Source organism: Streptomyces sp. NBC_00096 (assembly GCF_045041305.1).
GTDB lineage: Bacteria > Actinomycetota > Actinomycetes > Streptomycetales > Streptomycetaceae > Streptomyces.
Window position 1 is genome coordinate 3,814,708 of sequence record NZ_CP108221.1, and the last position, 22,756, is coordinate 3,837,463.

Annotated in this window: 21 protein-coding genes; 8 read left to right on the top strand and 13 right to left on the bottom strand. The window is 71.6% G+C overall.

What is annotated here, in order from left to right:
* Nucleotides 1–94: 94 nt before the first annotated feature.
* Together hemB and OG904_RS16795 are read left to right on the top strand one after the other, a co-directional pair.
* Nucleotides 95–1,096 (top strand): porphobilinogen synthase, encoded by a 1,002-nt coding sequence (gene hemB, locus OG904_RS16790; RefSeq protein WP_405491713.1) that lies wholly within the window; start codon nucleotides 95–97, stop codon nucleotides 1,094–1,096.
* Between the two features lie 1,320 nt (nucleotides 1,097–2,416).
* Complete coding sequence (locus OG904_RS16795; RefSeq protein ID WP_405491715.1) at nucleotides 2,417–2,689, top strand: DUF1876 domain-containing protein; 273 nt, start codon at nucleotides 2,417–2,419, stop codon at nucleotides 2,687–2,689.
* Between the two features lie 111 nt (nucleotides 2,690–2,800).
* On the opposite strand, the gene OG904_RS16800 is transcribed toward OG904_RS16795, so the two are convergent.
* From OG904_RS16800 to OG904_RS16815, 4 genes are all read right to left on the bottom strand, one after another.
* Nucleotides 2,801–4,330, bottom strand: coding sequence for a hypothetical protein (locus OG904_RS16800; RefSeq protein ID WP_405491717.1), 1,530 nt, complete (start codon nucleotides 4,328–4,330; stop codon nucleotides 2,801–2,803).
* A 71-nt stretch (nucleotides 4,331–4,401) separates the two neighbouring features.
* Entirely contained in the window at nucleotides 4,402–4,893 is a 492-nt protein-coding gene (locus tag OG904_RS16805; RefSeq protein ID WP_405491719.1) for a DUF3995 domain-containing protein, read from the bottom strand.
* A 98-nt stretch (nucleotides 4,894–4,991) separates the two neighbouring features.
* The gene (locus OG904_RS16810) at nucleotides 4,992–5,786 is read right to left on the bottom strand and encodes a VOC family protein (RefSeq protein ID WP_405498062.1); all 795 of its coding nucleotides are present in this window, start codon (nucleotides 5,784–5,786) and stop codon (nucleotides 4,992–4,994) included.
* 193 nt (nucleotides 5,787–5,979) lie between these two features.
* Nucleotides 5,980–6,492 carry a hypothetical protein gene (locus tag OG904_RS16815; protein WP_405491721.1) on the bottom strand — a complete coding sequence of 171 codons (513 nt, stop codon included), beginning with the start codon at nucleotides 6,490–6,492 and terminating at the stop codon, nucleotides 5,980–5,982.
* Nucleotides 6,493–6,609: 117 nt separating this feature from the next.
* Here OG904_RS16815 and OG904_RS16820 point away from each other — a divergent pair, with 117 nt between their 5' ends.
* Nucleotides 6,610–7,731, top strand: a complete 1,122-nt coding sequence (locus OG904_RS16820; RefSeq protein WP_405498064.1) for an IS30 family transposase — start codon at nucleotides 6,610–6,612, stop codon at nucleotides 7,729–7,731.
* Between the two features lie 69 nt (nucleotides 7,732–7,800).
* Here the strand turns inward: OG904_RS16820 and argS are convergent, their stop codons facing one another.
* The gene (gene argS / locus OG904_RS16825; RefSeq protein ID WP_405491723.1) at nucleotides 7,801–9,585 is read right to left on the bottom strand and encodes an arginine--tRNA ligase; all 1,785 of its coding nucleotides are present in this window, start codon (nucleotides 9,583–9,585) and stop codon (nucleotides 7,801–7,803) included.
* Between the two features lie 210 nt (nucleotides 9,586–9,795).
* Between argS and lysS the strand changes: the two genes are divergently transcribed.
* Nucleotides 9,796–11,535, top strand: coding sequence for a lysine--tRNA ligase (gene lysS / locus OG904_RS16830; RefSeq protein ID WP_405491725.1), 1,740 nt, complete (start codon nucleotides 9,796–9,798; stop codon nucleotides 11,533–11,535).
* A gap of 81 nt (nucleotides 11,536–11,616) precedes the next feature.
* Here lysS and OG904_RS16835 read toward each other — a convergent pair whose 3' ends face one another.
* From OG904_RS16835 to OG904_RS16845, 3 genes are all read right to left on the bottom strand, one after another.
* Nucleotides 11,617–13,317 carry a DUF2637 domain-containing protein gene (locus OG904_RS16835; protein WP_405491727.1) on the bottom strand — a complete coding sequence of 567 codons (1,701 nt, stop codon included), beginning with the start codon at nucleotides 13,315–13,317 and terminating at the stop codon, nucleotides 11,617–11,619.
* A gap of 104 nt (nucleotides 13,318–13,421) precedes the next feature.
* Nucleotides 13,422–14,192 carry a DUF3558 domain-containing protein gene (locus tag OG904_RS16840; RefSeq protein ID WP_405491729.1) on the bottom strand — a complete coding sequence of 257 codons (771 nt, stop codon included), beginning with the start codon at nucleotides 14,190–14,192 and terminating at the stop codon, nucleotides 13,422–13,424.
* Nucleotides 14,193–14,337: 145 nt separating this feature from the next.
* Nucleotides 14,338–15,219 carry a DUF3558 domain-containing protein gene (locus OG904_RS16845; protein ID WP_405491731.1) on the bottom strand — a complete coding sequence of 294 codons (882 nt, stop codon included), beginning with the start codon at nucleotides 15,217–15,219 and terminating at the stop codon, nucleotides 14,338–14,340.
* A 171-nt stretch (nucleotides 15,220–15,390) separates the two neighbouring features.
* On the opposite strand from OG904_RS16845, the gene OG904_RS16850 reads away from it, so the two are divergent.
* Nucleotides 15,391–16,584: an RtcB family protein gene (locus tag OG904_RS16850; protein ID WP_405491733.1), complete on the top strand. Its 1,194-nt coding sequence runs from the start codon at nucleotides 15,391–15,393 to the stop codon at nucleotides 16,582–16,584.
* A gap of 52 nt (nucleotides 16,585–16,636) precedes the next feature.
* On the opposite strand, the gene OG904_RS16855 is transcribed toward OG904_RS16850, so the two are convergent.
* Nucleotides 16,637–17,470, bottom strand: a complete 834-nt coding sequence (locus OG904_RS16855) for a hypothetical protein (protein ID WP_405491735.1) — start codon at nucleotides 17,468–17,470, stop codon at nucleotides 16,637–16,639.
* Nucleotides 17,471–17,760: 290 nt separating this feature from the next.
* Between OG904_RS16855 and OG904_RS16860 the strand changes: the two genes are divergently transcribed.
* Nucleotides 17,761–18,495, top strand: coding sequence for a polysaccharide deacetylase family protein (locus OG904_RS16860; protein ID WP_405491737.1), 735 nt, complete (start codon nucleotides 17,761–17,763; stop codon nucleotides 18,493–18,495).
* A gap of 14 nt (nucleotides 18,496–18,509) precedes the next feature.
* On the opposite strand, the gene OG904_RS16865 is transcribed toward OG904_RS16860, so the two are convergent.
* Both OG904_RS16865 and OG904_RS16870 read right to left on the bottom strand, forming a co-directional pair.
* Nucleotides 18,510–19,271: an SDR family NAD(P)-dependent oxidoreductase gene (locus OG904_RS16865; RefSeq protein ID WP_405491739.1), complete on the bottom strand. Its 762-nt coding sequence runs from the start codon at nucleotides 19,269–19,271 to the stop codon at nucleotides 18,510–18,512.
* A 62-nt stretch (nucleotides 19,272–19,333) separates the two neighbouring features.
* Nucleotides 19,334–19,669: a YnfA family protein gene (locus OG904_RS16870; RefSeq protein WP_405491741.1), complete on the bottom strand. Its 336-nt coding sequence runs from the start codon at nucleotides 19,667–19,669 to the stop codon at nucleotides 19,334–19,336.
* 95 nt (nucleotides 19,670–19,764) lie between these two features.
* Between OG904_RS16870 and OG904_RS16875 the strand changes: the two genes are divergently transcribed.
* Nucleotides 19,765–20,304 (top strand): hypothetical protein, encoded by a 540-nt coding sequence (locus OG904_RS16875; RefSeq protein ID WP_405491743.1) that lies wholly within the window; start codon nucleotides 19,765–19,767, stop codon nucleotides 20,302–20,304.
* Nucleotides 20,305–20,363: 59 nt separating this feature from the next.
* Here OG904_RS16875 and OG904_RS16880 read toward each other — a convergent pair whose 3' ends face one another.
* Both OG904_RS16880 and OG904_RS16885 read right to left on the bottom strand, forming a co-directional pair.
* Complete coding sequence (locus tag OG904_RS16880; protein WP_405491745.1) at nucleotides 20,364–21,113, bottom strand: Mut7-C RNAse domain-containing protein; 750 nt, start codon at nucleotides 21,111–21,113, stop codon at nucleotides 20,364–20,366.
* 41 nt (nucleotides 21,114–21,154) lie between these two features.
* Nucleotides 21,155–21,583, bottom strand: coding sequence for a winged helix-turn-helix transcriptional regulator (locus OG904_RS16885; protein ID WP_405491747.1), 429 nt, complete (start codon nucleotides 21,581–21,583; stop codon nucleotides 21,155–21,157).
* A gap of 186 nt (nucleotides 21,584–21,769) precedes the next feature.
* Here OG904_RS16885 and OG904_RS16890 point away from each other — a divergent pair, with 186 nt between their 5' ends.
* Entirely contained in the window at nucleotides 21,770–22,669 is a 900-nt protein-coding gene (locus OG904_RS16890) for an NADP-dependent oxidoreductase (RefSeq protein ID WP_405498066.1), read from the top strand.
* Nucleotides 22,670–22,756: the final 87 nt, after the last annotated feature.

A 22,756-nucleotide genomic window follows, 5' to 3' on the forward strand; every position in this document is an offset into this window, starting at 1 on the left:
AGAGGGTAGGGCCCGGGTGCGAGCGCACCCGGGCCCTACCCTTGTCTGCGACTGTTTCCACCGACCGACCGATGCTCGAAGAGGCGACTAGAAGATGAGCGCGTACGGATCCTTCCCCGGCTCGCGGCCCCGCCGGCTGCGCACCACCCCGGCGATGCGGCGCATGGTCGCGGAGACCCGGCTGCACCCCTCGGACCTGATCCTCCCGGCGTTCGTCCGGGAGGGCATCAGCGAGCCGCTCGCCATCTCGGCGATGCCGGGCGTGGTCCAGCACACCCGGGACACGCTGCGGAAGGCCGCCGTGGAGGCGGTCGAGGCGGGCGTCTCGGGGATCATGCTGTTCGGGGTTCCGGCCGACGAGAACAAGGACGCGCGGGGCACGGCGGGCACCGAGCCGGACGGCATCCTGCAGGTCGCGATCCGCGACGTGAAGGCGGAGGTCGGCGACGACCTCGTCATCATGTCCGACCTCTGCCTGGACGAGTACACCGACCACGGCCACTGCGGGGTCCTGGACGAGCACGGCCGCGTGGACAACGACGCGACGCTGGAGCGCTACGCCGAGATGGCGCAGGTCCAGGCCGACGCGGGCGTCCACGTGGTGGGCCCGAGCGGGATGATGGACGGTCAGGTCGGCGTCATCCGCGACGCGCTGGACGAGACGGGCCACGAGGACGTCTCGATCCTCGCGTACACGGCCAAGTACTCCTCGGCCTTCTACGGCCCCTTCCGCGAGGCCGTCGCCTCCTCGCTCCAGGGCGACCGCAAGACGTACCAGCAGGACCCGGCGAACGCCCGGGAGTCACTGCGCGAGCTCGCCCTCGACCTGGAGGAGGGCGCCGACATGGTGATGGTCAAGCCGGCCGGGCCGTACCTCGACATCCTCTACCGGGTCGCACAGTCGGTGGACGTCCCGGTGGCGGCATACCAGATCAGCGGAGAGTTCGCGATGATCGAGGCGGCGGCGGAAAAGGGCTGGATCGAGCGCGACCGGGCCATCCTGGAGACCCTCCTCGGCATCAAGCGGGCGGGCGCGGACACGATCCTGACGTACTGGGCAACCGAGGCGGCGGGGTGGCTGCGGGCGGAGCGCTGACCGTCAGGGCCAGTCCACGATCCGGTGGAAGACGGTGTAGCTGAGTATCACGGCCGCCGTGGCGAGGAGCGCGAGCGCCACCCGGCGGGCACATGAGTACGGGTACTCAGACGGGGTGGGGGCTGCGGTGGGGGTGGGCTGCGGGTTGGGCGGGGGCGTTGACAGGGTCCGGTGGGAGCCCGGCAGTCCAGTGTCCTTTCGGTGCGGGCCGGTCCGTCAAGGGCGCTCCTCCTTCGTCGTCGCGTCGCTTCGCGATGGCCTTCGGCCACCCTTGACCGACCGACCCACCCCGAAACGCCACAAGACTTCCGGGTTCCCCCCGGGGAACGGCCGGGAGGGACGGATGGGGAGGAGCGGCCGGATCAGGGATGCCCACGCCCCCTCCGGCCGGTCATCCGGACCGTCGAGCGGCCAGGACCACAGAGGGGGAGGGTATGGCTGCCCGGGACGGTCAGAGAATCCAGGACCGGGCGGTCGGACACCCTTCCCGAGGGTTCCCACGGTCAGCATGAGCGTAGGGACGACCACCACCCCTTCGCAGGATCGGTGGGCGCGTCAGATCGCTACACAGTCCTTCTCGGCTTAGCGGCTGCGGCCCGTCCGTGGCTGGGCATAGGCCGCCCACGGCCCGGATGGACCTGGGGCCGTCCGGCGACGATCCTGTGCACTCTCCTGGACTCTTCGGTGGGCTTGCGCCATCTCATGGCGACTCTTTCGTCCTCAGACTCCGAGAACTGATCGTTTCGATTCCCTGGCCACAGACGGTCGTTAGTCGCTAAGCCGAGAAGGACCGTGTAGCGATCCGACGCGCCCACCGACCCTGCGAAGGGGTGGTGGTCGTCCTTACGGTCCGGTTGGCCGTGCGAAGTCTCGGGAAGGGTGTCCGACCGCCCGGTCCTGGGCGTTCTGACCGTCCCGGGCGTCCATACCGTCCGGCTGGGCGGTCCCGACCAGTGACGGGTGCGGATCGTCGCACCGGCCGGAGGGGGCGTGGGCATCCCTGATCCGGCCGCTCCTCCGTATCCGTCCCTCCCGGCCGTTCCCCGGGGGGATCCCGGAAGTCTTGTGGCGTTTCGGGGTGGGTCGGTCGGTCAAGGGTGGCCGAAGGCCATCGCGAAGCGACGCGAACGAAGTGAGCGCCCTTGAGGGACCGGCCCGCACCGAAAGGACACTGGACTGCCGGGCTCCCACCGGACCTTGTCGAAGTCACCGACCGGCCCGCAGCACCTGCCCACCCACCCCCGACCCCACCCCCGAGTCGCGTCGTGTCCCGCTCAGGCGCACTCTGGAGACAGGGTGAACCCCTGGAGGTGGTGCAGCATGTCCACACTCGTTGGGTGGCATGTGGAGATCGAATTCACCGAGGAGGGCCATCGCACCAGTGCGGCGGCCCTGGTCAGGCTCGGGGACGGCTCCGAGATCCGGGCGCGCGGCTATGCCATGCGTCATCCCTCGGACCCGGACCAGCTGAAGGTCGGAGAAGAGATCGCCGGCGCGCGGGCGATGATGGACATCGCGTCCCAGATGCTGCAGAAGGCCCACACCGAGATCGACGCGGCGACCGGCCGGCACTCCTATCCGCTGACCCACTGAGCAAGCAGCCCCCGCCCGGGCGGGGGCTCGCCAACGGGGACGCCCTCGCCGGCGCCCGGGGTGTGCTGTCCCGGGCGCCGGGCAAGGTCGTCTGGTGGGAGTTCCGCCGACTCAGGCTGTCGTACGGCGGCGGTGGCGGCCGGTGCCGGCGACGAGGGCCGCGCCCAGGGTCAGGGCGACGCCGCCTGTGCCGAGGGCCCAGGTGCTGGCCGGGCTGCTGCCGGTCTCGGCGAGCTGGCCGCCGGGGCGGTTGCCGGTGCCGGTGCCGTCGATCGGCTTGGAACCGCCGTTGGGGGCCGGGTCGTTGCCCTGGTTGCCGGTGCCGCCCGTGGCCGGGTCGGCCGCGAGGACCTTGGTCAGCCGGGCCTTCGCGGGGCTGACGACCCACACGTGGTGATCGCCCGAGCCGAGGTCGTCCTCGGCGCCGCCGGCCGGGCGCAGCCTGATGTCGCCGAGCGGGGCGTCCTTGGTGAAGCGGATCCGCAGCTTGACGTCGGTGGTCTCCCCGGAGGAGATGGGGCCGAGACCGAGGTCGAAGAAGACGAGCCCGGTGTCCGAGTAGGAGTGCTTCACCGCCTGCCAGCCGTTGTGGCCGTAAGCCTCGACCTGGATGTGCTCGGGCTGCAGCTGCGAGAAGTCCAGGCGCTCCACGGCGAGCGCCATGCCGAACTTCTTCAGCGCCGGCTTGCCGGTGTTGTCGACGTGGATGCCGACCTCCCGCCAGTCGCCGCCCGCTTTGTAGCCTTCCGTGGAGACTCCGGTCAGGGAGAGCGACGGGCCCTCGACGGTGTCCGGGTAGGCGATCGCGCCGGCGATGCTGGTCTCGTACCAGGTGGCGCCGGACCAGGCGTTTCCGCCGTCGGGGCGGATGCTCAGGCCGTCGGAGTCCAGCTTGAAGGGGACCACCGGGGTATCGGCGGCGAAGCTGATCCGCACGTCGATCGTGTAGACCGACTCCCGGGCGACGGACGCCTTCTTCCCGAGGCCGTAGGTGAAGTAGTTGGAGTTGTACCCGCCGATGAAGTCGGCGGGCTTCCAGGACTTGTTGCCCGCCGCGTCGGTGACGAGCCGCTCGACCTTGATCTGGCCGGGCTTCAGCTTCCCCTGCTCCTGGGTGAAAGTGATCCGGGGGGTGTAGTCGGTGACTTCCGTGTTGGCCGAGTTGTCGACCTCGACGGTCAGTGCGGTCCAGCTGCCGTCGGCCTTGAATCCGGCCTTCGGGATGCCGGCGATCGTGACGTCCGGGCCCATGAGGATGGAGTCCCCCGGGGTGTCCTTGGCCTCGGCGGGCTTCTCGGCCGCCGGGGCCGGGGCCGGGGTGACCGGCGCGGGCGGCGTGGTGGCCGGCCCGGTCGCCGGGGTCCCCGGCTGGGTGACCGGCGGTGTGACGGGCTGGGTGACCGGCGGTGTGACGGGCGGCGTGACCGGGCCCGTTCCGGGCGTGGGCCCGGTCTGCGGCGTGGTCGTCGGCGTGGTCGCCGGAGTGGGGTCGGCGGCGGGCGCCGCGTCGTCCTTCGGTGCGGCGTCCGGCACGGATACGGCCGGCTGCTGCTGCTCGTCGGCCATCGCGGGCGTGGTCATGAGGACCGTCGGGCCGACCACTGCCGCGGCGGCCACGGCGGCTATGCGCTTGAACTGCATGTCTGGGTTCCCTCCCCTTTTGAACGTGCTCAGACTAGGGGCGGTGGGAGAGATTCCGATACGCAAACAGATCACGGATTCGGCAAGATCCGTGGGCTCCGGGCCCCCTGCGCGCGCGCACCCGCCAGGCGGGCCGCCGCCCACCCGAAGGCGAGGCAGGCGGGGGTGTAGAGGGCGAGGTTGAGGGTGCGGAAGGGGCCGTCCGCCGGGCTGTTGAGGAGGCCGGCGGACCAGCCCAGACCCGCGAGGCCCCGTACGGCCAGGCCCGCGGCGACGGCGGCGGTCACCAGGCGGGCGGCCCGGCGGGTGGCCGGGCCGCCGAGGCCGTGCGTGTGCGCGAGCACAGCCGCGGCGCCGGTCAGGGTGAGCGCGGCGAGCGGCAGGACCACGGGCGGCCCGAAGGACACCTCGGTGCCGAGTACGGCGAGGGACAGCGTCCGCTCGTCGGGGGCGGGCCAGGTCAGGCCGGTGGCCCAGTACAGGTGGACCAGCCCGTCGGCGGCGAGCAGTGCGGCCAGCGCCCGCCCGGTGCGCAGCCGTGTCGTGTCGCGCAGCTCGTTCATCGTGTGTCCCCTCGGTGCTGAAACGCTTCGGCACAGAGAGGAGGGGGCTCACAGGGGGAATGTTCCCTGTGAGCCCCGTCACTGGGGTGGCGGTCCGGTCAGTCGCCGAGCCCCGGGTTCGCCTTGATCACCGAGAAGACCCCGCCCTGCGGGTCCTTCAGTACGGCCATCCGGCCGGCCGCCATGTCGAAGGCCGGGGCCGCGACGGAGGCGCCTGCGCGTACGGCGGCGGCCTGGATCTCGTCCACGTCGTCGACGCTGAAGTACGGATTCCAGTTCGCCGGAGTGCCCGGCGGGAGGGTCGCCAGGTCCATGATCCCGGCCACCGCGCGGCCGTTGACCTGGACCTCGTGGTACTCCCCGGCGTCCGGCATCTCCGACTTGGCGGTGGTGACCGGCAGGATGGAGCTGTAGAAGGCGCGGGCGGCGGGGATGTCGCCGGTGCTCAGCTCGTTCCAGATGAGGGCGCCGTGCTCGTTGACGATGCCCGCGCCCTCGAAGGTGCCCGCCTGCCACAGCCCGAAGACGGCTCCGGTCGGGTCGGCGACGACGGCCATCTTGCCGAGGTCCATGACGTCCATCGGGCCCGTCATGACGCTGCCGCCGTTGCCGGTGACGGACTTGAGGGTGGCCTCGATGCCGTCGGTGGCCAGGTACGTGGTCCACACGGTCGGCGGCATCGGGTCGGGGACGGTGCCGTCCTGGTTCGACGCCTTCATGATTCCGGCGACGGGCTTCCCCTTGAGGGTGCAGACGGCGTACCCGCCCTGGTCGGGCGGGCCGATCTCGCCGTGCCAGCCGAAGAGGTCGGAGTAGAAGTCGATCGCCGCCTGCTGGTCGGGAACCATCAGGTCGATCCAGCACGGGGTGCCGGGCTTGTAGGGGCCGTTCATGTCGGGCACGGATGCCTCCGGGTTGCGGACAGGGATTGGACGGGCCGTCCCCTACCCGGGCCACGCGGCCCGAACCGGGCCGTACGGGTGACTGCGCCGGCCCCGGCCCCGGCCCCCGGCCCGGGTGCTCGGGCCCCGGCCCGGTGCTCGGGCCTCGGGTACGAGGGGAGCGGGAGGCGAGCGCCCCGATGGCTCAGCCCAGCACGCGCTTGCCGGCGAGGAAGGCGGCGAGGTCCCGCACATCCAGTACCCGGATCGCCTCCGCGGCTCCGGGGAGGGCGTCCCGGTAGGCCGTGATGTCGCGCGGGTCGGAGGTGGCGATGACGGCCTGGGGGTGGCGGGCGGCGATGACCACGGCCAATGCGCCCACCGCGTCGGGCCGCATCTCGGTAGGGATCGCGGCGGAGGCCAGGAGACGGCCGGCGCGCTTCGCGTCGTCCTCCGTGTGGCCCGCTTGGCACGCGCCGCACGAAGGCGGAGCGGAGGCGTGCACCCCGAAGACGACGCATTGGGGCACGGCGCGGGTCAAGGGCGTCCACTGACCGGGACGCCATGCCTGAGCCAGGACGGGCAGGGGGACGATCGGGGCATGGCCGCGCTCGATGAGGACCTCGTGCAGGAGCCTGCCGGGCCTGCCGGGCCTGCCGGGCCTGCCGGGAAACGCGAAGGCCCCCGGCGCGGGCTTGGGTTCTAGGAGTCGTCGCAACACCCCAGCTCAAGGGGTGCGATGGAATTCGAGATCCGCAAGGTGCGGGCGGTGGCCCAAGGCCCGAGGAAGCTGGTCCGTGAGCGGGAGGAATACTTCCGGCTCATGGACCAGGGCCTGAGCAGTTCCGAGGCTTGCAGACGCGTCGGGATCAACCTGCGGACGGGCAAGCGGTGGCGTAACGGCCGCCGCCCGTCGGGCGGGCAGAAGGCGGCAGCACCCGTTCGTCCGGTGCTGCCGCCTTCTGGTGCATCCCGGTACCTGTGCGAGGCCGACCGGATCCACATAGCCGACCGCGTGCGGGAGAAGGCCACGGTCAGGGCGATCGCCGCCGAGCTGGGCCGCAGCCCCTCCACCATCAGCCGGGAGATCCGCCGCAACAGGCATCCCGGAAACGGGCAGTACCGGCCCTTCGCCGCCCAGGCCCGGGCCGATGGCCGCCGGCCCCGCCCCAAACCGCGCAAGATCAGCCAGAACCCGCAGCTGCGGGCCGCGGTCCAGGCCGGCCTGGACGAACTGTGGAGCCCGGAGCAGATCTGCCAGGCTCTGCGGGCACAGTTCCCGAACCGGCCGGAGATGCACGTGGTCCACGAAACCGTCTACCAGGCCCTCTACGTGCAAGGACGCGGCGAACTGCGCAGAGAACTCGCCGGAGCCCTGCGGACCGGACGGGCCCGCCGCAAACCCCACCGCCAGACCCAGCAGCGTCAGCCCCGCTTCGCCGAGCCCATGGTCATGATCAGCGAACGGCCCGCCGAGGCGCAGGACCGGGCGGTGCCCGGACACTGGGAAGGCGACCTGATCATCGGCAAGGACAACGGGTCCGCCATCGGCACGCTCGTCGAACGCGCCACCCGATACGTGATGCTCCTGCACCTGCCGAACGGCCGCGGCGCCGAAGCCGTCCGTGACGCCCTCCAGGAAACCGTCCAGCGGCTGCCCGCACACCTGAAACGGTCCCTGACCTGGGACCAGGGCTCAGAGATGGGCCGTCATCACGAGTTCACCGTTGCCACCGACGTCCCGGTCTACTTCTGCGACCCGGCCAGCCCCTGGCAGCGCGGCTCGAACGAGAACACCAACGGCCTGCTGCGGCAGTACTTCCCCAAGGGCACCGACCTGTCCGTCCACGGCCGCGAACACCTCGACGCCGTCGCCGCCCAGCTCAACGGCCGACCACGCAAAACGCTCGGCTGGGAAACCCCAGCCGAGCGCCTGCATAAACTCCTCGCGGCCTGACCAACACGACCACGTGTTGCGACGACCCCTGGAAACCGCCGGGTGCGTCAGGGGCCTTCGCGCAGCAGGTCAGAGCTTCTCGGGCGTCCGGATGCCCAGGAGGGACATGCCCTTCGAGAGGGTGCGGGCGGTCAGGTCGCAGAGGAACAGGCGGTTCTCGCCGACGACGAGCTCCGGCTCCGGCCGCACGACCGGGCACTGGTCGTAGAACGTCGTGAACAGCGAGGACAGCTGGTAGAGGTACGCGGCCACCTTGTGCGGGGCGTACTCCGCGGCCGCCTCGGCGAGCAGCTCGCCGAAGTGGTCCAGGTGCAGGCCCAGCGCGCGCTCGGCCGGGGCCAGCTCCAGCTCCGGGTGCGCGACCGGCTTGCGGTCACCCGCCCGGCGCAGGATCGAGCCGATGCGGGCGTACGCGTACTGCAGGTACACGGACGTGTCGCCGTTCAGCGAGACCATCTGGTCCAGGTCGAACTTGTAGTCGCGCGCGGCCGAGGTGGACAGGTCCGCGTACTTCACGGCGCCGATGCCCACGTACCGGCCGTTCTCGACGATCTCCGCCTCGGTCAGGCCGACCTTGTCCGCCTTGTCGCGGACCACGGCGGTCGCCCGCTCGACGGCCTCGTCCAGCAGGTCCACCAGCCGCACCGTCTCGCCCTCACGGGTCTTGAACGGCTTGCCGTCCTTGCCCAGCACGGTGCCGAAGGCCAGCTGCACGGCCTTGGTGTCCTCGTTCAGCCAGCCGGCCCGGCGGGCCGTCTCGAAGACCATCTTGAAGTGCAGGGACTGCCGCGCGTCCACGACGTACAGGAGCGTCGTGGCGCCCAGCACGCCCACGCGGTCGCGGATCGCCGAGAGGTCGGTCGCGGCGTAGCCGAAACCGCCGTCGGACTTCTGGACGATCAGCGGGGTCGGGTTGCCGTCCGGGCCCTTGACGTCGTCGAAGAACACGCAGAGCGCGCCGTTGGAGCGGACCGCGACGCCCGAGTCCTCCAGCAGCTTGCAGGTCTCGGTGAGCATGTCGTTGTAGCCGGACTCGCCGATGACGTCGGGGTCCTGGATGTCCATGTCCAGCTTGTTGAAGACCGAGTAGAAGTAGATCTTCGACTCGTCCACGAACCGCTGCCACAGGGCGAGCGTCTGCGGCTCGCCGGCCTGGAGGTCCACCACCCGGGCCCGGGCGCGCGTCTTGAACTCCTCGTCGGAGTCGAAGAGGGTGCGCGAGGCCTTGTACAGGCGGTTCAGGTTGGACATCGCCTCCTCGCCGGAGACCTCCGCGACCTCCGCGCCGTCCTCCGCCTTGTGGTCCAGCTCGTGCGGGTGCTCCAGCAGGTACTGGATGAGCATGCCGAACTGGGTGCCCCAGTCGCCGATGTGGTGGCGACGGACCACCTTCTCGCCCGTGAACTCCAGGATCTCCACCATCGCCGCGCCGATGACCGCCGAGCGCAGGTGCCCGACGTGCATCTCCTTGGCGACGTTCGGCTGCGCGTAGTCGATCACCGTCGTACCCGGCCGCGCGGCGAGCGGCACGCCGAGGCGGTCGTCGGCGGCGCGCCCGGCCAGGGTCTCGATGATCGCCCGGTCGGTGATGGTGATGTTGAGGAAGCCGGGGCCCGAGACCTCGATCTCCTGGATCAGGCCGCCCGTCTCGATGCCCTCGACCACGGTCGTCGCCAGCTCGCGCGGGTTGGCCTTGGCCTTCTTCGCGAGCGCCAGGATGCCGTTGGCCTGGAAGTCGGCCCGGTCGCTTCGTCGCAGCAGCGGGTCGCTCGCACCGGCATCCGGCAGGGCGGAGGCGAGTGCGTCGGCGACGCGCTGGTTGACGGAGGAAGCGAGGGAAGGGACCGAGGCCATGAGCTGCCGTTCCTGTGAGGTCGTGTGTGAGCTTGCACGCGAGCATGCGCGTCTGCGCGAGCTTGCACTTGGGTGTTCCGACAAGGACCGAGTATCCCACGCGGGGGCCCGGCGCTTCGCGGGATATCAGTGGGTGGGAGCAACCCCGGAGCGTGCCGTTCCGTCTGGGAGAATGGCGAGAAGCCAGCATTCGAGATAGAAGGACGTGCCGTGGCTCAGAGCGCCCCCAGCAGCACCGAGACCGACTGGGTCTCCCGTTTCGCGGACGAGGTCATCGCCGAGGCGGAGCGCCGAGCCCCGGGCAAAGCCGTCGTCGTCGCGTCCGGACTCTCCCCTTCCGGCCCGATCCACCTGGGCAACCTCCGCGAGGTCATGACCCCGCACCTGGTCGCGGACGAGGTCCGCCGCCGCGGCTTCGAGGTCCGGCACCTGATCTCGTGGGACGACTACGACCGCTACCGGAAGGTCCCCAAGGGCATCCCCGGCGTCACCGAGGAGTCCCACGCCCAGCACATCGGGCGCCCGCTGACCGCCGTGCCCGCCCCGGCCGGCTCGGAGTACCCGAACTGGGCCGAGCACTTCAAGGCCGCCATGGTCGAATCCCTGGCCGAGCTGGGCGTCGAGTACGACCCCATCAGCCAGACCGAGCAGTACACCAGCGGTGTCTACCGCGAGCAGGTGCTGTTCGCGATGAAGCACCGCGCCGACATCGACGCGATCCTCGACCAGTACCGCACCAAGCAGAAGCCGGGCGGCAAGAAGCCCCAGCAGAAGCAGGTCGACGAGGCCGAGCTGGAGGCCGCCGAGGGCTCGGGCGCGGCCGCCGAGGACGACGGCAGCGTCGGCGAGGCCGGGTACTTCCCGTACAAGCCGTACTGCGGCCAGTGCGGCAAGGACTTCACCAAGGTGACCTCCTACGACGACACGACCACCGAGATGACCTACGTCTGCACCGAGGACGGGTTCACCGAGACGGTCAAGCTCAGCGAGTTCAACCGCGGCAAGCTGGTCTGGAAGGTCGACTGGCCGATGCGCTGGGCCTACGAGGGCGTGATCTTCGAGCCCTCGGGCGTCGACCACTCCTCGCCCGGCTCCTCCTTCCAGGTCGGCGGGCAGATCGTCGGCATCTTCGGCGGCGAGCAGCCCATCGGACCGATGTACGCCTTCGTCGGCATCAGCGGCATGGCCAAGATGTCCTCCAGCAAGGGCGGGGTCCCCACCCCGGCCGACGCGCTGAAGATCATGGAGCCGCAGCTGCTGCGCTGGCTGTACGCGCGCCGCCGCCCCAACCAGTCCTTCAAGATCGCCTTCGACCAGGAGATCCAGCGGCTCTACGACGAGTGGGACAAGCTGGAGTCCAAGGTCACCGACGGCTCCGTCCTGCCCGCCGACGCCGCCGCGCACGCCCGCGCCGTGCGCGTCGCCTCGCACGAGCTGCCGCGCACCCCGCGCCCGATGCCGTACCGGACGCTCGCGTCCGTCGTCGACGTCACCGCCGGGCACGACGAGCAGACCCTGCGCATCCTCAGCGACCTGGAGCCCGAGCGGCCGCTGACCTCGCTCGACGAGGTGCGCCCGCGCCTGGACCGCGCCGAGAACTGGATCACCACCCAGGTCCCCGCCGACCAACGGACGCTGGTGCGCGAGGAGGCCGACGTGGAGCTCCTGTCCTCCCTGGACGACGAGGGCCGCGAGTCGCTGCGGCGGCTCGTGGACGGGCTCGACTCGCACTGGTCGCTCGACGGGCTGACCACGCTCGTCTACGGCGTGCCGAAGGTGATGGCCGGCCTCGAGCCCGACGCCAAGCCGACCCCGGAGCTCAAGGTCGCGCAGCGGACGTTCTTCGCCCTGCTCTACCGGCTGCTCGTGACCCGGGAGACCGGTCCGCGCCTGCCCACGCTGCTGCTCGCGGTCGGGGCGGACCGGGTGCGCAAGCTGCTCGCCGCGTAGATTCCTCACGGACACGGGGAAGGGCCCGCACCCCCTGGGGGGTGCGGGCCCTTCCGGTTCCCCGGGGGCGCCGGGGCGGGGCTACGCGATGTGCTCGTTCTCCAGCTCGGTCTGGTAGCGCTGCTTGAGCTGCGGGAAGATCTTGCGGATCAGCGAGGCGCTGCGCGGATGCACCACGCCGTACCGGTCGGCCAGCACTATGTCGAGCTGCTCGGCGGTCAGGACCTCGCCGTTCTCCTCCAGGTGGGAGCGGAAGACCTCGTACGCCGCCTCCGCGAACTTCTCGTCGTCGGCGCTGGACTCGTCCTCCGGCGGGGCCTCGTCCGGCCGGGGAGCCGGTACGGGGAGCTCCTGCCGGCCATCCTGGTCCTGGTCGGGGTCCTGCGGCTCCGGGCCGGTCGGGGCCATGACCGGGGTCGGCTCCAGGCCCTCGACGTACTGGGGGTTGTAGCCGCCCTCGTACGCGGCCTGCGGCGCGCGGGGCGCCGCGAACCAGGCGCTGTTGTGGGCGGCGGGCATGGCGGTCGGGTCCACCACGAAGGGGGCGGCATCGGGGTGGCCCTGCGGGGCGCCCCCTTCGGTCGCGTCCCAGAACTGGGGGTCCTCCCCGGCGCCCTGGTGGGGCTGCGGCAGGGGGGCGTGCAGGCCGGCCGCGGCCGCGGCCGCGGCCGCGAAGGCCGCCTGCTGCGCGGGGGTGCCTGGCTGCAGGGCTGCGCCGGCCGGGCCGAAGGGCTGGGCCTGGGCTTGGGCCTGGGCCTGCGGTGTGGCTTGGGCCTGGGCCTGGGCCTGTGGTGTGGCCGGGCCGACGCCCGCCTGGGGCTCGGCCTGGGCCTGGGCCGGGAGGCCGACGGGAATCGGGCCGTCCACGCCGGGAAGGCCCGCCGTGGTGGACGTACCCGCGAGGACGCGCGCGCCCGCCGCCCCCGCTAGGCCCTGCGGGCCCGCCGCTCCGGAGAGGGCCGGGGTGGCCGCGTCCTGCGGGGAGGCGGCGTGGGCGTCCGTGGAGCCGGGCGGGAGGGCCGGGTGGGTCGGGTGGGCCGGGTGGGTCGGGTGGGCCGGGTGGGTCGCCGGGTCCGCCGGGGGGAGGAGGAGGGGGTCGATGCCGGCCGCCGCGAGGCCTTCGGGGGCCGTCTGGGACAGGGGGACGCCGATGCGGGCCAGGCGCAGCGGCATCATGGCGCCGACCGGGGCCTTGCGGCGCCAGAAGCGGCCGTATCGGGCCTGGAGGCGGGCCTGGTAGATCAGGCGGTCCTGCTCCATGCCGACGGCCTGTTCGTAGGAGCGCAGCTCCCACAGCTTCATCCGGCGCCACAGCTTGAAGGTGGGGACCGGGGAGAGCAGCCAGCGCGTGATGCGCACGCCCTCCATGTGCCGGTCGGCGGTGATGTCCGCGATCCGGCCCACCGCGTGGCGGGCCGCCTCGACGGTGACCACGAAGAGGATCGGGATCACGGCGTGCATGCCGACCCCGAGGGGGTCCGGCCAGGCCGCCGCGCCGTTGAACGCGATCGTCGCCGCCGTCAGCAGCCACGCGGTCTGGCGCAGCAGCGGGAACGGGATCCGGATCCACGTCAGCAGCAGGTCCAGCGCGAGCAGGACGCAGATGCCGGCGTCGATGCCGATGGGGAAGACGAGCGAGAAGTTGCCGAAGCCCTTCTGCAACGCGAGGGCCCGCACGGCGGAGTACGAACCCGCGAATCCGATCCCCGCGATGACGACGGCTCCGGCGACCACCACACCGATCAATATCCGGTGCGTACGAGTCAGCTGCATCGCGGCCACCCGCGATCCCCTCCCCTTGTCGAGCTACGGCAGGCACAGCGTACGCGCGTACGGGTGACCGGACGTCAGCGGTCCGGACGTCCGGTCACCCGTGGGTCCGCCTGCTAGGAGTTCGACGGCGAAGGCTGCTGCTCCGGCTGCTTCTGCTGGTTGGCCGCCTCGACCGAGGCCACGGTCTCCTTCGTCGCCGCGATGGCGTCCTGGAGCAGCTTCCCCTGGTCGGGAGCGTCCGCGCCCTCGTAGGCGGTGCCGTTGTAGTCGAGGGTGATGACTACGTTGTGCGTGCGGGCGATGACCGTCGTGTTGGCGAAGTCACCGTCCTTCTTGGTGGTGAAGGTGACGGAGGTGGCCTGATCGCCGATGCCGCCCGCCGCCTCCGGCTTCACGTTCTCCGCGCCCTCGACGACCTTCGCCTTCTCGACCTGCTTGGCGTACTCGTCCTCGGCGCGCTTGCTGCCGGTGCCGACCGAGGCGAGGGAGTCGTAGCGGACCAGGGAGATCGAGAGCCAGCGGTACTGCGAGCCCTTCAGGCCGGCCTCGTCCAGACCGTTCCAGGTGCAGGTGGCGCGGCTGCTGAGGTCGTTCGACTTGGCCGCCGTGCCGTTGGCGTCCTTGGCCTTCGGGACGATCGTCTCGATGGTCTTCGCGGCGACCGCCTTGCACGGCTCCGGCAGCGTGGCGTACACGGCCTTCTCCAGCGCGGTGGAGGCCTTGGCGCTCGGCTTCGCGGACGAGGTCGCTCCGGACTTCTTGCCGCTGCCGCTGCCGGAGCCCGAGTCCTTGCCCGAGTCGGACGAGCAGCCGGCGACCGTGAGGATCACCGGAACGGCTGCGCAGGCGAGGACGCGGGTGAGGCGCGAGGCTGATCGGTGCATGATTCCTTCAGACGTTGTGGGTCTTCGTGCGGGCTCATTGGACCCATTACGGGCGCGGGACCCGAGCAACGGTAGCCCGACCCGGCGCCCGCACGCTGTGCGCGCCGTCACCCGGGGCCGGCGGGACCCCTTCCGACGTGCGCCGTCACTCGTCGAACCGGTCCACGAGGGCCTGCGCCAACTGCCGCGCCCTGTCCTGGGTTTCCGGGCTGGGCGGGACCGTGCCGGGGAGTGCGGGCTGGACGCTGTACTCGACGGTGACGATGACATTCGAGGTACGGAACACAATGCGGACGGTGCGCGACTGGACGGCGGTGGCTCCGGCCTGACCGAGCTTGTCGTCGAGGAAGGCCTCGTTGCCGAGCCCTTCGAGGACGCGGGAGCCGAGCTCGGGCGGGGCGGAGGAAGCGGAGGGCGAGGGGCTCCCGCTCCCGCTCGCGCCTGGGCCTGCACCCGTACTCGTACCCGTACTCGGTGTCGGGCCGGGTGCCGGTGTCCCACCCGCACCCGGCGTCGCACCGGCCCCAGGCGTCCCACTTGCACCGGCAGTCGGGCTCGTGACCGGGCCGGGAACGGGGAGATGGGCGTTGGTGAGCTGGCGGATGTAGACCTGCCGCGCCTTGTCGTCGTCGCTCGTGGCGGCCCGGTCGTACGAGACCACGCGCTCGAAGCCCACCGACAGCAGCCGGGTCTCGGTCGCCGTCTGCGCGGTCCAGCGGCAGCCGACGCGCCGGTCGGCGTCGTACGAGGGGTCAGCGACACCGGCGTAGAGCGCCTCGCGCGCGGCGGGGGCGAGGGTGTCGGACGCCGGGAGCATCGCCTTGACCTTCTTGGCGTCCGCGGCCTTGCAGGGCATGGGCAGGCTGCGGTACTTGCCGGGCTGCGGGACCGCCCCGGCACTGCCGCCGGCCTTCGCGTCGCTGGTGGTTCCGCCTCCGCCGCTTTCGGTGCACGCGGTGAGGCCGGCCGTGAGGGCGACGAGCGTCACGATGGCTGGCAGGACTCCGCGTACCGTCTTGCGCTGCACGTTCCACCGGCTCCCTTCGGGAAAATGCGTTGCCGCGGCTCGGGCGCGGATGGACACAATGTCTATCGCACACGCTGGTGCCGGCGCCGGTCTCCTGTCGCATTTGAGGCCAAGAGCGAGGCTTTTTGCGTATTGAGACTTTTCTGTGGTTAACGGGGTGTTGGGGTCGATATGTCGTATGTAGAAGTGCCCGGGGCGAAGGTCCCGATCCGGATGTGGACCGACCCGGCGTCGGTCGAGGACAGCGCGATGCGCCAGCTGCAGAACACGGCCGGACTCCCGTGGATCAAGGGCCTGGCCGTCATGCCGGACGTGCACTACGGCAAGGGCGCCACGGTCGGCTCGGTCATCGCCATGAAGGACGCGGTCTGTCCGGCGGCGGTGGGCGTGGACATCGGCTGCGGCATGTCGGCGGTGAAGACCTCCCTGACGGCGAACGACCTCCCGGGGGACCTGTCGGGACTGCGCTCGCAGATCGAGCGGGCCATTCCGGTGGGGGCGGGGATGCACCGGGAGGCGGTGGATCCGGGGCGGCTGTACGGGTTCCCGGAGAGCGGCTTCGGGGACCTGTGGGAGCGGTTCGACTACGTCGCGGACGCGGTGAAGTTCCGGCGGGACCGGGCGATGCGGCAAATCGGAAGTCTCGGGCAGGGAAATCACTACATCGAGGTCAATCTAGACAATCAGGGCGCGGTGTGGCTGACCCTGCACTCCGGCTCCCGGGGCATCGGCAACCAGCTCGCCGACCATCACATCGGCATCGCGCGGGGGCTCTCGCACAACCAGGGACTCGTCGATCGCGACCTCGCCGTGTTCCTCGCCGAGACTCCGGAAATGGCCGCCTACCGCCACGACCTCTACTGGGCGCAGGAGTACGCCAAGTACAACCGTGCCGTGATGATGAGCCTGTTCAAGGAGGTCCTGCGCAAGCAGTTCCGCAAGGCGAAGGTCTCCTTCGGGCAGGAGATCAGCTGCCACCACAACTACGTGGCGGAGGAGCGGTACGACGGCGTGGACCTGCTGGTCACGCGGAAGGGTGCGATCCGCGCCGGCAGCGGCGACTTCGGGATCATCCCGGGCTCCATGGCCACCGGTACCTACATCGTGAAGGGCCTCGGCAACAAGGCGGCCTTCAACTCCGCCTCGCACGGCGCGGGCCGGAAGATGAGCCGGACGGCTGCGAAGAAGCGGTACACGGCGCGGGACCTGGAGGAGCAGACGAGGGGCGTGGAATGCCGTAAGGATTCGGGCGTCGTGGACGAGATCCCGGCGGCCTACAAGTCGATCGAGCATGTCATGGAGCAGCAGCGGGACCTCGTGGAGGTCGTTGCCAAGCTCAGGCAGATCGTCTGCATCAAGGGCTGAACGCGTGAGGGGCACACCGGACATCCGGTGTGCCCCTCACGCGTTCACTCGGCTACTGGGGTGGGGCGACGGTGCGTCCGGTGCGGATCCGCCAGAGGCGCATCGCACAGCTCTGTTCGGTCCGGTCCAGGGCGGAGGCTGCTGCGGCCGGGTTGCCGAGGCGGACCAGTACCTGGTCGTCCTCTACGGTCCAGCGGCGTCGCGGCGGGGCGATCCTCATGTCCGCAGGACGGATCCAGCTTTGGACGGACTCTGCGTTCGCCCTCTTGTGGGCGAGGGCGGGGCAGCCGTCGTAGTACAGGTGAGCGGCGAGCTGCTGCGCCGTCTCTTTGTAGTAGCAGACGTTGTAAACGCCGTCCCGGGTGTTGCGTGAGATCGTGCGCTCCGTCCCCGTGACCTTCTTGCCGTAGTGGCACAAGTAGGCGGCGATCGCCGTGCTGGCCGAAGTGAGGGAGAGGAAGGGAAATCCCTGGGCGGTCCAGCCGAGTGACCCGTCTGCGTCGATGATTCCGCGGACGTAGTCGGGGCGCGCGAAGTCCGCACGGGGCGGCTTGATGCTCAGGGATTTCTTGCCGTAGGGCATGCCGAGTTCGTTGACGATGGTCCGGGCTTCGAGTGAGCAGACGGTCCAGGTCGCGGAGTGGTGGCGCTCGGAGAAGTTCGTAGCCCGGACGCGCTCGGTGATGGAGCTGTAGAACGGCGTGAGCTGCTGGAAATCCCGGAGAAGGTGGATGTCCCGCGCGTTGATCTCGACAGCGAGCTTGACCTTCTGTCCCCTGCCCTGGGACCAGTGCCCGTCGGCCTGGAGGAAGCCGAACATGTAGGCGTAGCGGGGGTCGCGGAGGTCCATGAAGCGTGTGGGGGCGCTAGGGTCCTGGTCAGCCATGAGGAAGTCCTTCTTCCCTGTCGGTGAGGCCCTCGGCCGGGACTGCCATCCCGGGCGGGGGCCGTTCGTGTTTGCCACCGAACGTAGGGATGGGGCCTGGCGGCGCGGGGGTCTTCGTGAGGGCTTCACTCGAACGCGTGGTGGGGTGTCACATTCCCGTTCGTGACGGGGTGACCGGGTGCGGCTGGTGGGGTGGTGGCCAACTGCCTTGGGGGTGGGGTGAATTCGGGGGGAGGAGATCCCGACCGGGGGATTGACGGCGGGAGTTGGTCTAGACCAAGGTGTGCGCCATGTGGAGATCCCGCGCGCTTCTTGCCGCGCTCGCGTCGTTGTCGCTCGCCCTCGGGGCCGTGGGTACCGCCGGTGCCGTGGGGGGTGGTGGGGAGGGTGTTCCCGTCGCTTCGTCGGCCGAGGGGGCGGGCTCGCGGAAGGTCGGGCTGCCGCCCGTCGTTTCGCACGTGCCGACCGGCGAGAAGGTCGTGTTCATCACCATCGACGACGGCTGGGTGCACGACCCCGCCGTCGCGCAGACCCTCGTCGACCAGCGGATTCCCGCGTCGCTGTTCCTGCTGCCGGGGGCGACCTCGTACGACACCCAGTACTTCACCGGCCTGGTCGATCAGGGACGGGTGAGCGTGGAGAACCACACGGTCAACCATCCTGATCTGACCGCGCTCGACGCCGCCGGCAAGGACGCCGAGGTGTGCGGGGCCGGGGAGCAGCTGACCGCGGCCTTCGGGAAGGAGCCGAAGCTGCTGCGGCCGCCGTACGGGGCCGTGAACGACGACGTGCGGCTGGCGGCGAAGGCGTGCGGGGTCAAGGCGCTGATCACCTGGACGTACGACTTCACCACGTGGAGCGAGACGCCCGCGACGCCGCGGCTGCAGGCGGGCGACATCGTGCTGCTGCACTTCACGCCGACGCTCGGCGCGGACCTGAAGCGGGCCCTGGACGCGGCGAAGGCCGCCGGGCTGAAGCCGGCGGCCCTGATGCCGCACCTGAGGAGTGCCGGGCTGGTGCGGTAGCCGCAGCCCGCGCCCTACAGCTCGCGGTGGACCTTCGTGTTCGAGGCCTGGGCGCGGGGGCGGACCACCAGGAGGTCGATGTTGACGTGGCTGGGACGGGTCACCGCCCAGGTGATGGTGTCGGCCACGTCGTCGGCGGAGAGGGGCTCGGCCACGCCGGCGTAGACCTTCTCCGCCTTCTCGGCGTCGCCGCGGAAGCGGGTCTTCGCGAACTCCTCGGTCTTGACCATGCCCGGGGCGATCTCGATGACGCGGACGGGCTGGCCGACGATCTCCAGGCGGAGGGTCTCGGCGAGGACGCGGGCGCCGTTCTTGGCGACCACGTAGCCGGCGCCGCCCTCGTAGGTGGAGTGGCCGGCGGTGGAGGAGAGCACGACGACCGTGCCGTCGCCGGAGGCGGTCAGGGCCGGGAGCAGGGCCTGGGTGACGTTGAGCGTGCCGATGACATTGACCTCGTACATCGTGCGCCAGTCGGCGGGGTCGCCGGTGGCGACGGGCTCGGCTCCGAGTGCTCCGCCGGCGTTGTTGACGACCACGTCGCAGCGCTGGAGGGAGGCGGCGAGGGCGTCGACGGCGGGGCGGTCGGTGACGTCGAGGGCGTAGGCGGTGGCTTCGTGGCCGGCGGCCCGGATCTCGGCGGCCAGGGCCTCGACGCGGTCCTTGCGACGGGCGGTGAGGACGACGTGGTAGCCGGCCGCGGCGAGCTGCCGGGCGGTGGCCGCGCCGATGCCGCTGCTCGCGCCGGTGACTACGGCGGTTCGGGTGGCCGTGCTCATGCGGGCTCCTCGTGCGTTCGTACGGGTGATTACTCGCCAGCATAGGCCGGTCACGCCGCAGGTCACCGGCCGCGCGGGGCGTACATGATCACCGCCGTTCCGGCGAGGCAGACGAGGGCGCCCACGATGTCCCATCTGTCGGGGCGGTAGCCGTCGGCGACCACGCCCCAGAGGAGGGAGCCGGCGACGAAGACCCCGCCGTAGGCGGCGAGGACGCGGGCGAAGTCGCCCTGGGGCTGGAGGGTGGCGACGAATCCGTAGAGGCCGAGGGCGATGACCCCGAAGCCGATCCAGGCCCAGCCCCGGTGCTCGCGGAGGCCCTGCCAGACGAGCCAGGCGCCGCCGATCTCCAGGACGGCGGCGAGGGCGAACAGGGCGGCGGAGCGGGCGATCAGCATGGCCGGAAGCCTACGCAGGAGCGAATGGGTGGGGGCTCGCCCTCATTCGTGTGATGGTCCGACCAGCGGGTGGGTGCGATGGCTAGCGTCCGCGCGTGGAGGTGGTCGCGGTGCGCAGAGGTGCCGTACGGAGTGTGGTGATGACCGGGCTGCTGGTGCTGCTCGGCGGCGCCGGGAGTGCCGGGAGCGCGGTGGGTGCGGTGGGTGCGGTGGGCGTCGACGCCCCGGGTAGCGCCCGCGCCTGGGCCGGCCCGGAGGCCGACGTGGCCTACCACGGGCGGGTCGCCCTGGCCCACGGGCGGCTGCGGGTCCTGCTGGTCCCGGAGAACGAGGGTCCGTCCCCGCTGGTGAACGCGACCGTACGGCTGAGGCTGTCCGCCGAGCTCGCGGACCGGCAGGAACTGGCGGAGGGCTGCGCGCGGGCCGGGCTGCGCGAGGTGGTGTGCGAGACGGGTGAGCTGCCGCTGCACGGGCGGGGGCGGCACATCGGGCTGGTGCTGGAGCTGAAGGAGCGGGCTCCGGAGGTGGTGGTGCGGGTGGACACGTGGTGGAACGGCGGCGCGACGGACCGGAACCCCACCAACAACGAGCACGTGGTGCTGGCGCTGGACACGGGGGACACGTACGCGTTCTGACGCGGGTCGGCGCGGGCCGGTCGGGAGAGTTGTCCCCGCCGTTGCGGCCCGGGGTCCGGCTACGGGGTGGCGACGCCGCCGAATTCGGTGAGGGCGTCCTCGACGATCCGCTCCAGCCGGGCGTGGTGGGCGCCGCGCCAGTAGACCCGCTCGCAGTCCGCGCACTGCGCGAAGACCTCGTACGAGCGCTGCGTGCCGCTCTCCAGCTTGTCGCCGACGCTGTCCTTGTCGGCCTCGCGCAGGGTGCCGTTGCACGCGGTGCAGCGGGTCCACGGCGCGAGGGCGGGGGCGAACCGGCTCAGGATGTCGCGGACCTGCTCGTCGGGGTTGTCGCTGTAGACGTACGCGCCGGCGAACAGCTCGCGGCGGCGCAGCAGTCCGCGGTCGCGGGAGAGCAGGACGCGCCGCTCGGCGGCGGAGCGGGTGGCCAGGGCCGGGTCGCCGATGTCCTCGTTCTCGTACGCGGCGTCCACGCCCAGCAGGCGCAGGCGGCGGGCGAGGGTGCCGAGGTGGACGTCGAGGAGGAAGCGCAGCGGCGCGGTGCCGGGGACGCCGGGGACCTGCTGGGGGCGGTCGACGCCGAAGACCTCGACCGATTCACCGGCCAGCGGTACGTGGGCGAAGGGCGTCTCGGTGCCGTCGACGAGGATCCGGCCGACTTCGGTGAGCGGGATGCCGGTCGATTCGACGACGTGGCCGAGGCTGGAGACGCCGTCCGTGGTGGTCGCCACGCGCGTGCCGCGCCGGGCGGGTGCGGCGAACACGTGCAGTTCGGGGGCGAGGGTGAGGGCGATGGCTGGTCCGTTCACGGGGCCAGCATGCCACTGCGGGGCGCGGGTCGGCGGGGGATTTACGCGTTGTCCACGAGGGTCGCCGTCTCCCGGTCGTGGCTTTCGCGATGGGCGTTGACCTCGTCGAAGTGGTTCTCGGCCCACTGCTTGACGGAGGTGAGCAGGCCGCCGAGGCTGCTGCCGAGTTCGGTGAGCCGGTAGTCGACGCGGGCGGGGACGGTGGGGGTGACGGTGCGGGTGACGAGGCCGTCGCGTTCCAGGGAGCGCAGGGTCTGGGTCAGCATCTTCTGGCTGACGCCGGGGATCTTGCGGCCGAGGTCGCTGTAGCGCATGGAGCGGTCGTCGGCCTGGGCGAGCGCGCTGACGATGAGGCCGACCCACTTGTCGCTGATGCGGGCCAGGAGCTGGCTGGTGGGGCATTCCCTGAGGAAGGCGTCGTAGGCGGAACGGGCCTCTTCGCGGCGGTCGGCGGCGGTGCGGGTGGCCATGGGAACCCCACTTCCGGGGTCGGGTACGCACTCCGAAGTGCGTACTTACCGATGGAGAGTAACTCTCTTTACGTTAGTGGTCATCGGGAAGCCGACACAACGGGAGTGATGACCATGAGCGACGACCGGACGACGCAGACGCAGACGCAGACGCAGACGCAGACGCGGACTCAGACGACGCTGACGATGCGGGCCGTGGTGGCGGACGGATCCGGCGGACCCGAGCGGCTGCGGACCGTACGGGTGCCGGTCCCGCAGCCCGCCGCCGGACAGGTCCGGGTACGGGTCCGGGCGGCCGGGCTGAACCCGGTCGACGGCGCGGTACGGGCCGGGGTCTTCGGCGGCGGGGACCGGCGGCTCGGCTTCGGGTGGGACGTGGCGGGGGAGGTGGACGAGCTCGGCGCGGAGGTGAGCGGCTGGGCGGTCGGCGACCGGGTGGTCGGCCTGCACTACGGGCCGGTCAAGCCGCTGGGCACGCACGCGGAGTACGCGGTCCTCGACGCCTCGGCACTGGCGGCGGCCCCCTCCTCGGCCGGACCGGAGGCCGCGGCCGCACTGCCGCTGAGCGGCCTGACCGCCGCCCGGGCGGTGGACCTGCTGGAGCTCGCCCCGGGGGCTTCGGTGCTGGTCACCGGTGCGGCCGGGGTGGTCGGCGGCCTCGCGGTACAGCTGGCCGTACGGGCCGGGTACGCGGTCACCGCCCTGGCGGGCCCGGACGACGAGGCGCTCGTACGCTCGCTGGGCGCGGCCGCCTTCGTCCCGCGCGGCGCGGCTCCGGCCGCCCCGGTGGACGGCGTCGTGGACGCGGCGGTCCTGGGGGAGCCGGCGCTGGCCTTCGTCCGGGACGGCGGGGCCTACGTGGGCCTGCGCCCGGGCGCCGCCCCGGCGGCCGGCCGGGGCGTGCGCGTGGCGGAGCAGGAGGTCGCGGCGGACGGCGCGCACCTGGCCCGCCTGGTGTCGCTGGTCGACGCGGGCGAACTGACGCTCCGGGTCGCGGAGACCTACCCCCTGGAGGAGGCCGCGAAGGCCCACGCCCGCCTCGCGGAGGGCGGCACCCGCGGCCGGATCGTACTGACGGTGGGCTGATGGGCCATGGGCCACGGGCCACGGGCCACGGGCGACGGACGCTGGGCCCCGGCCCCGGCCCCGGCCCCGGCCCCGGCTCGGGCCCGG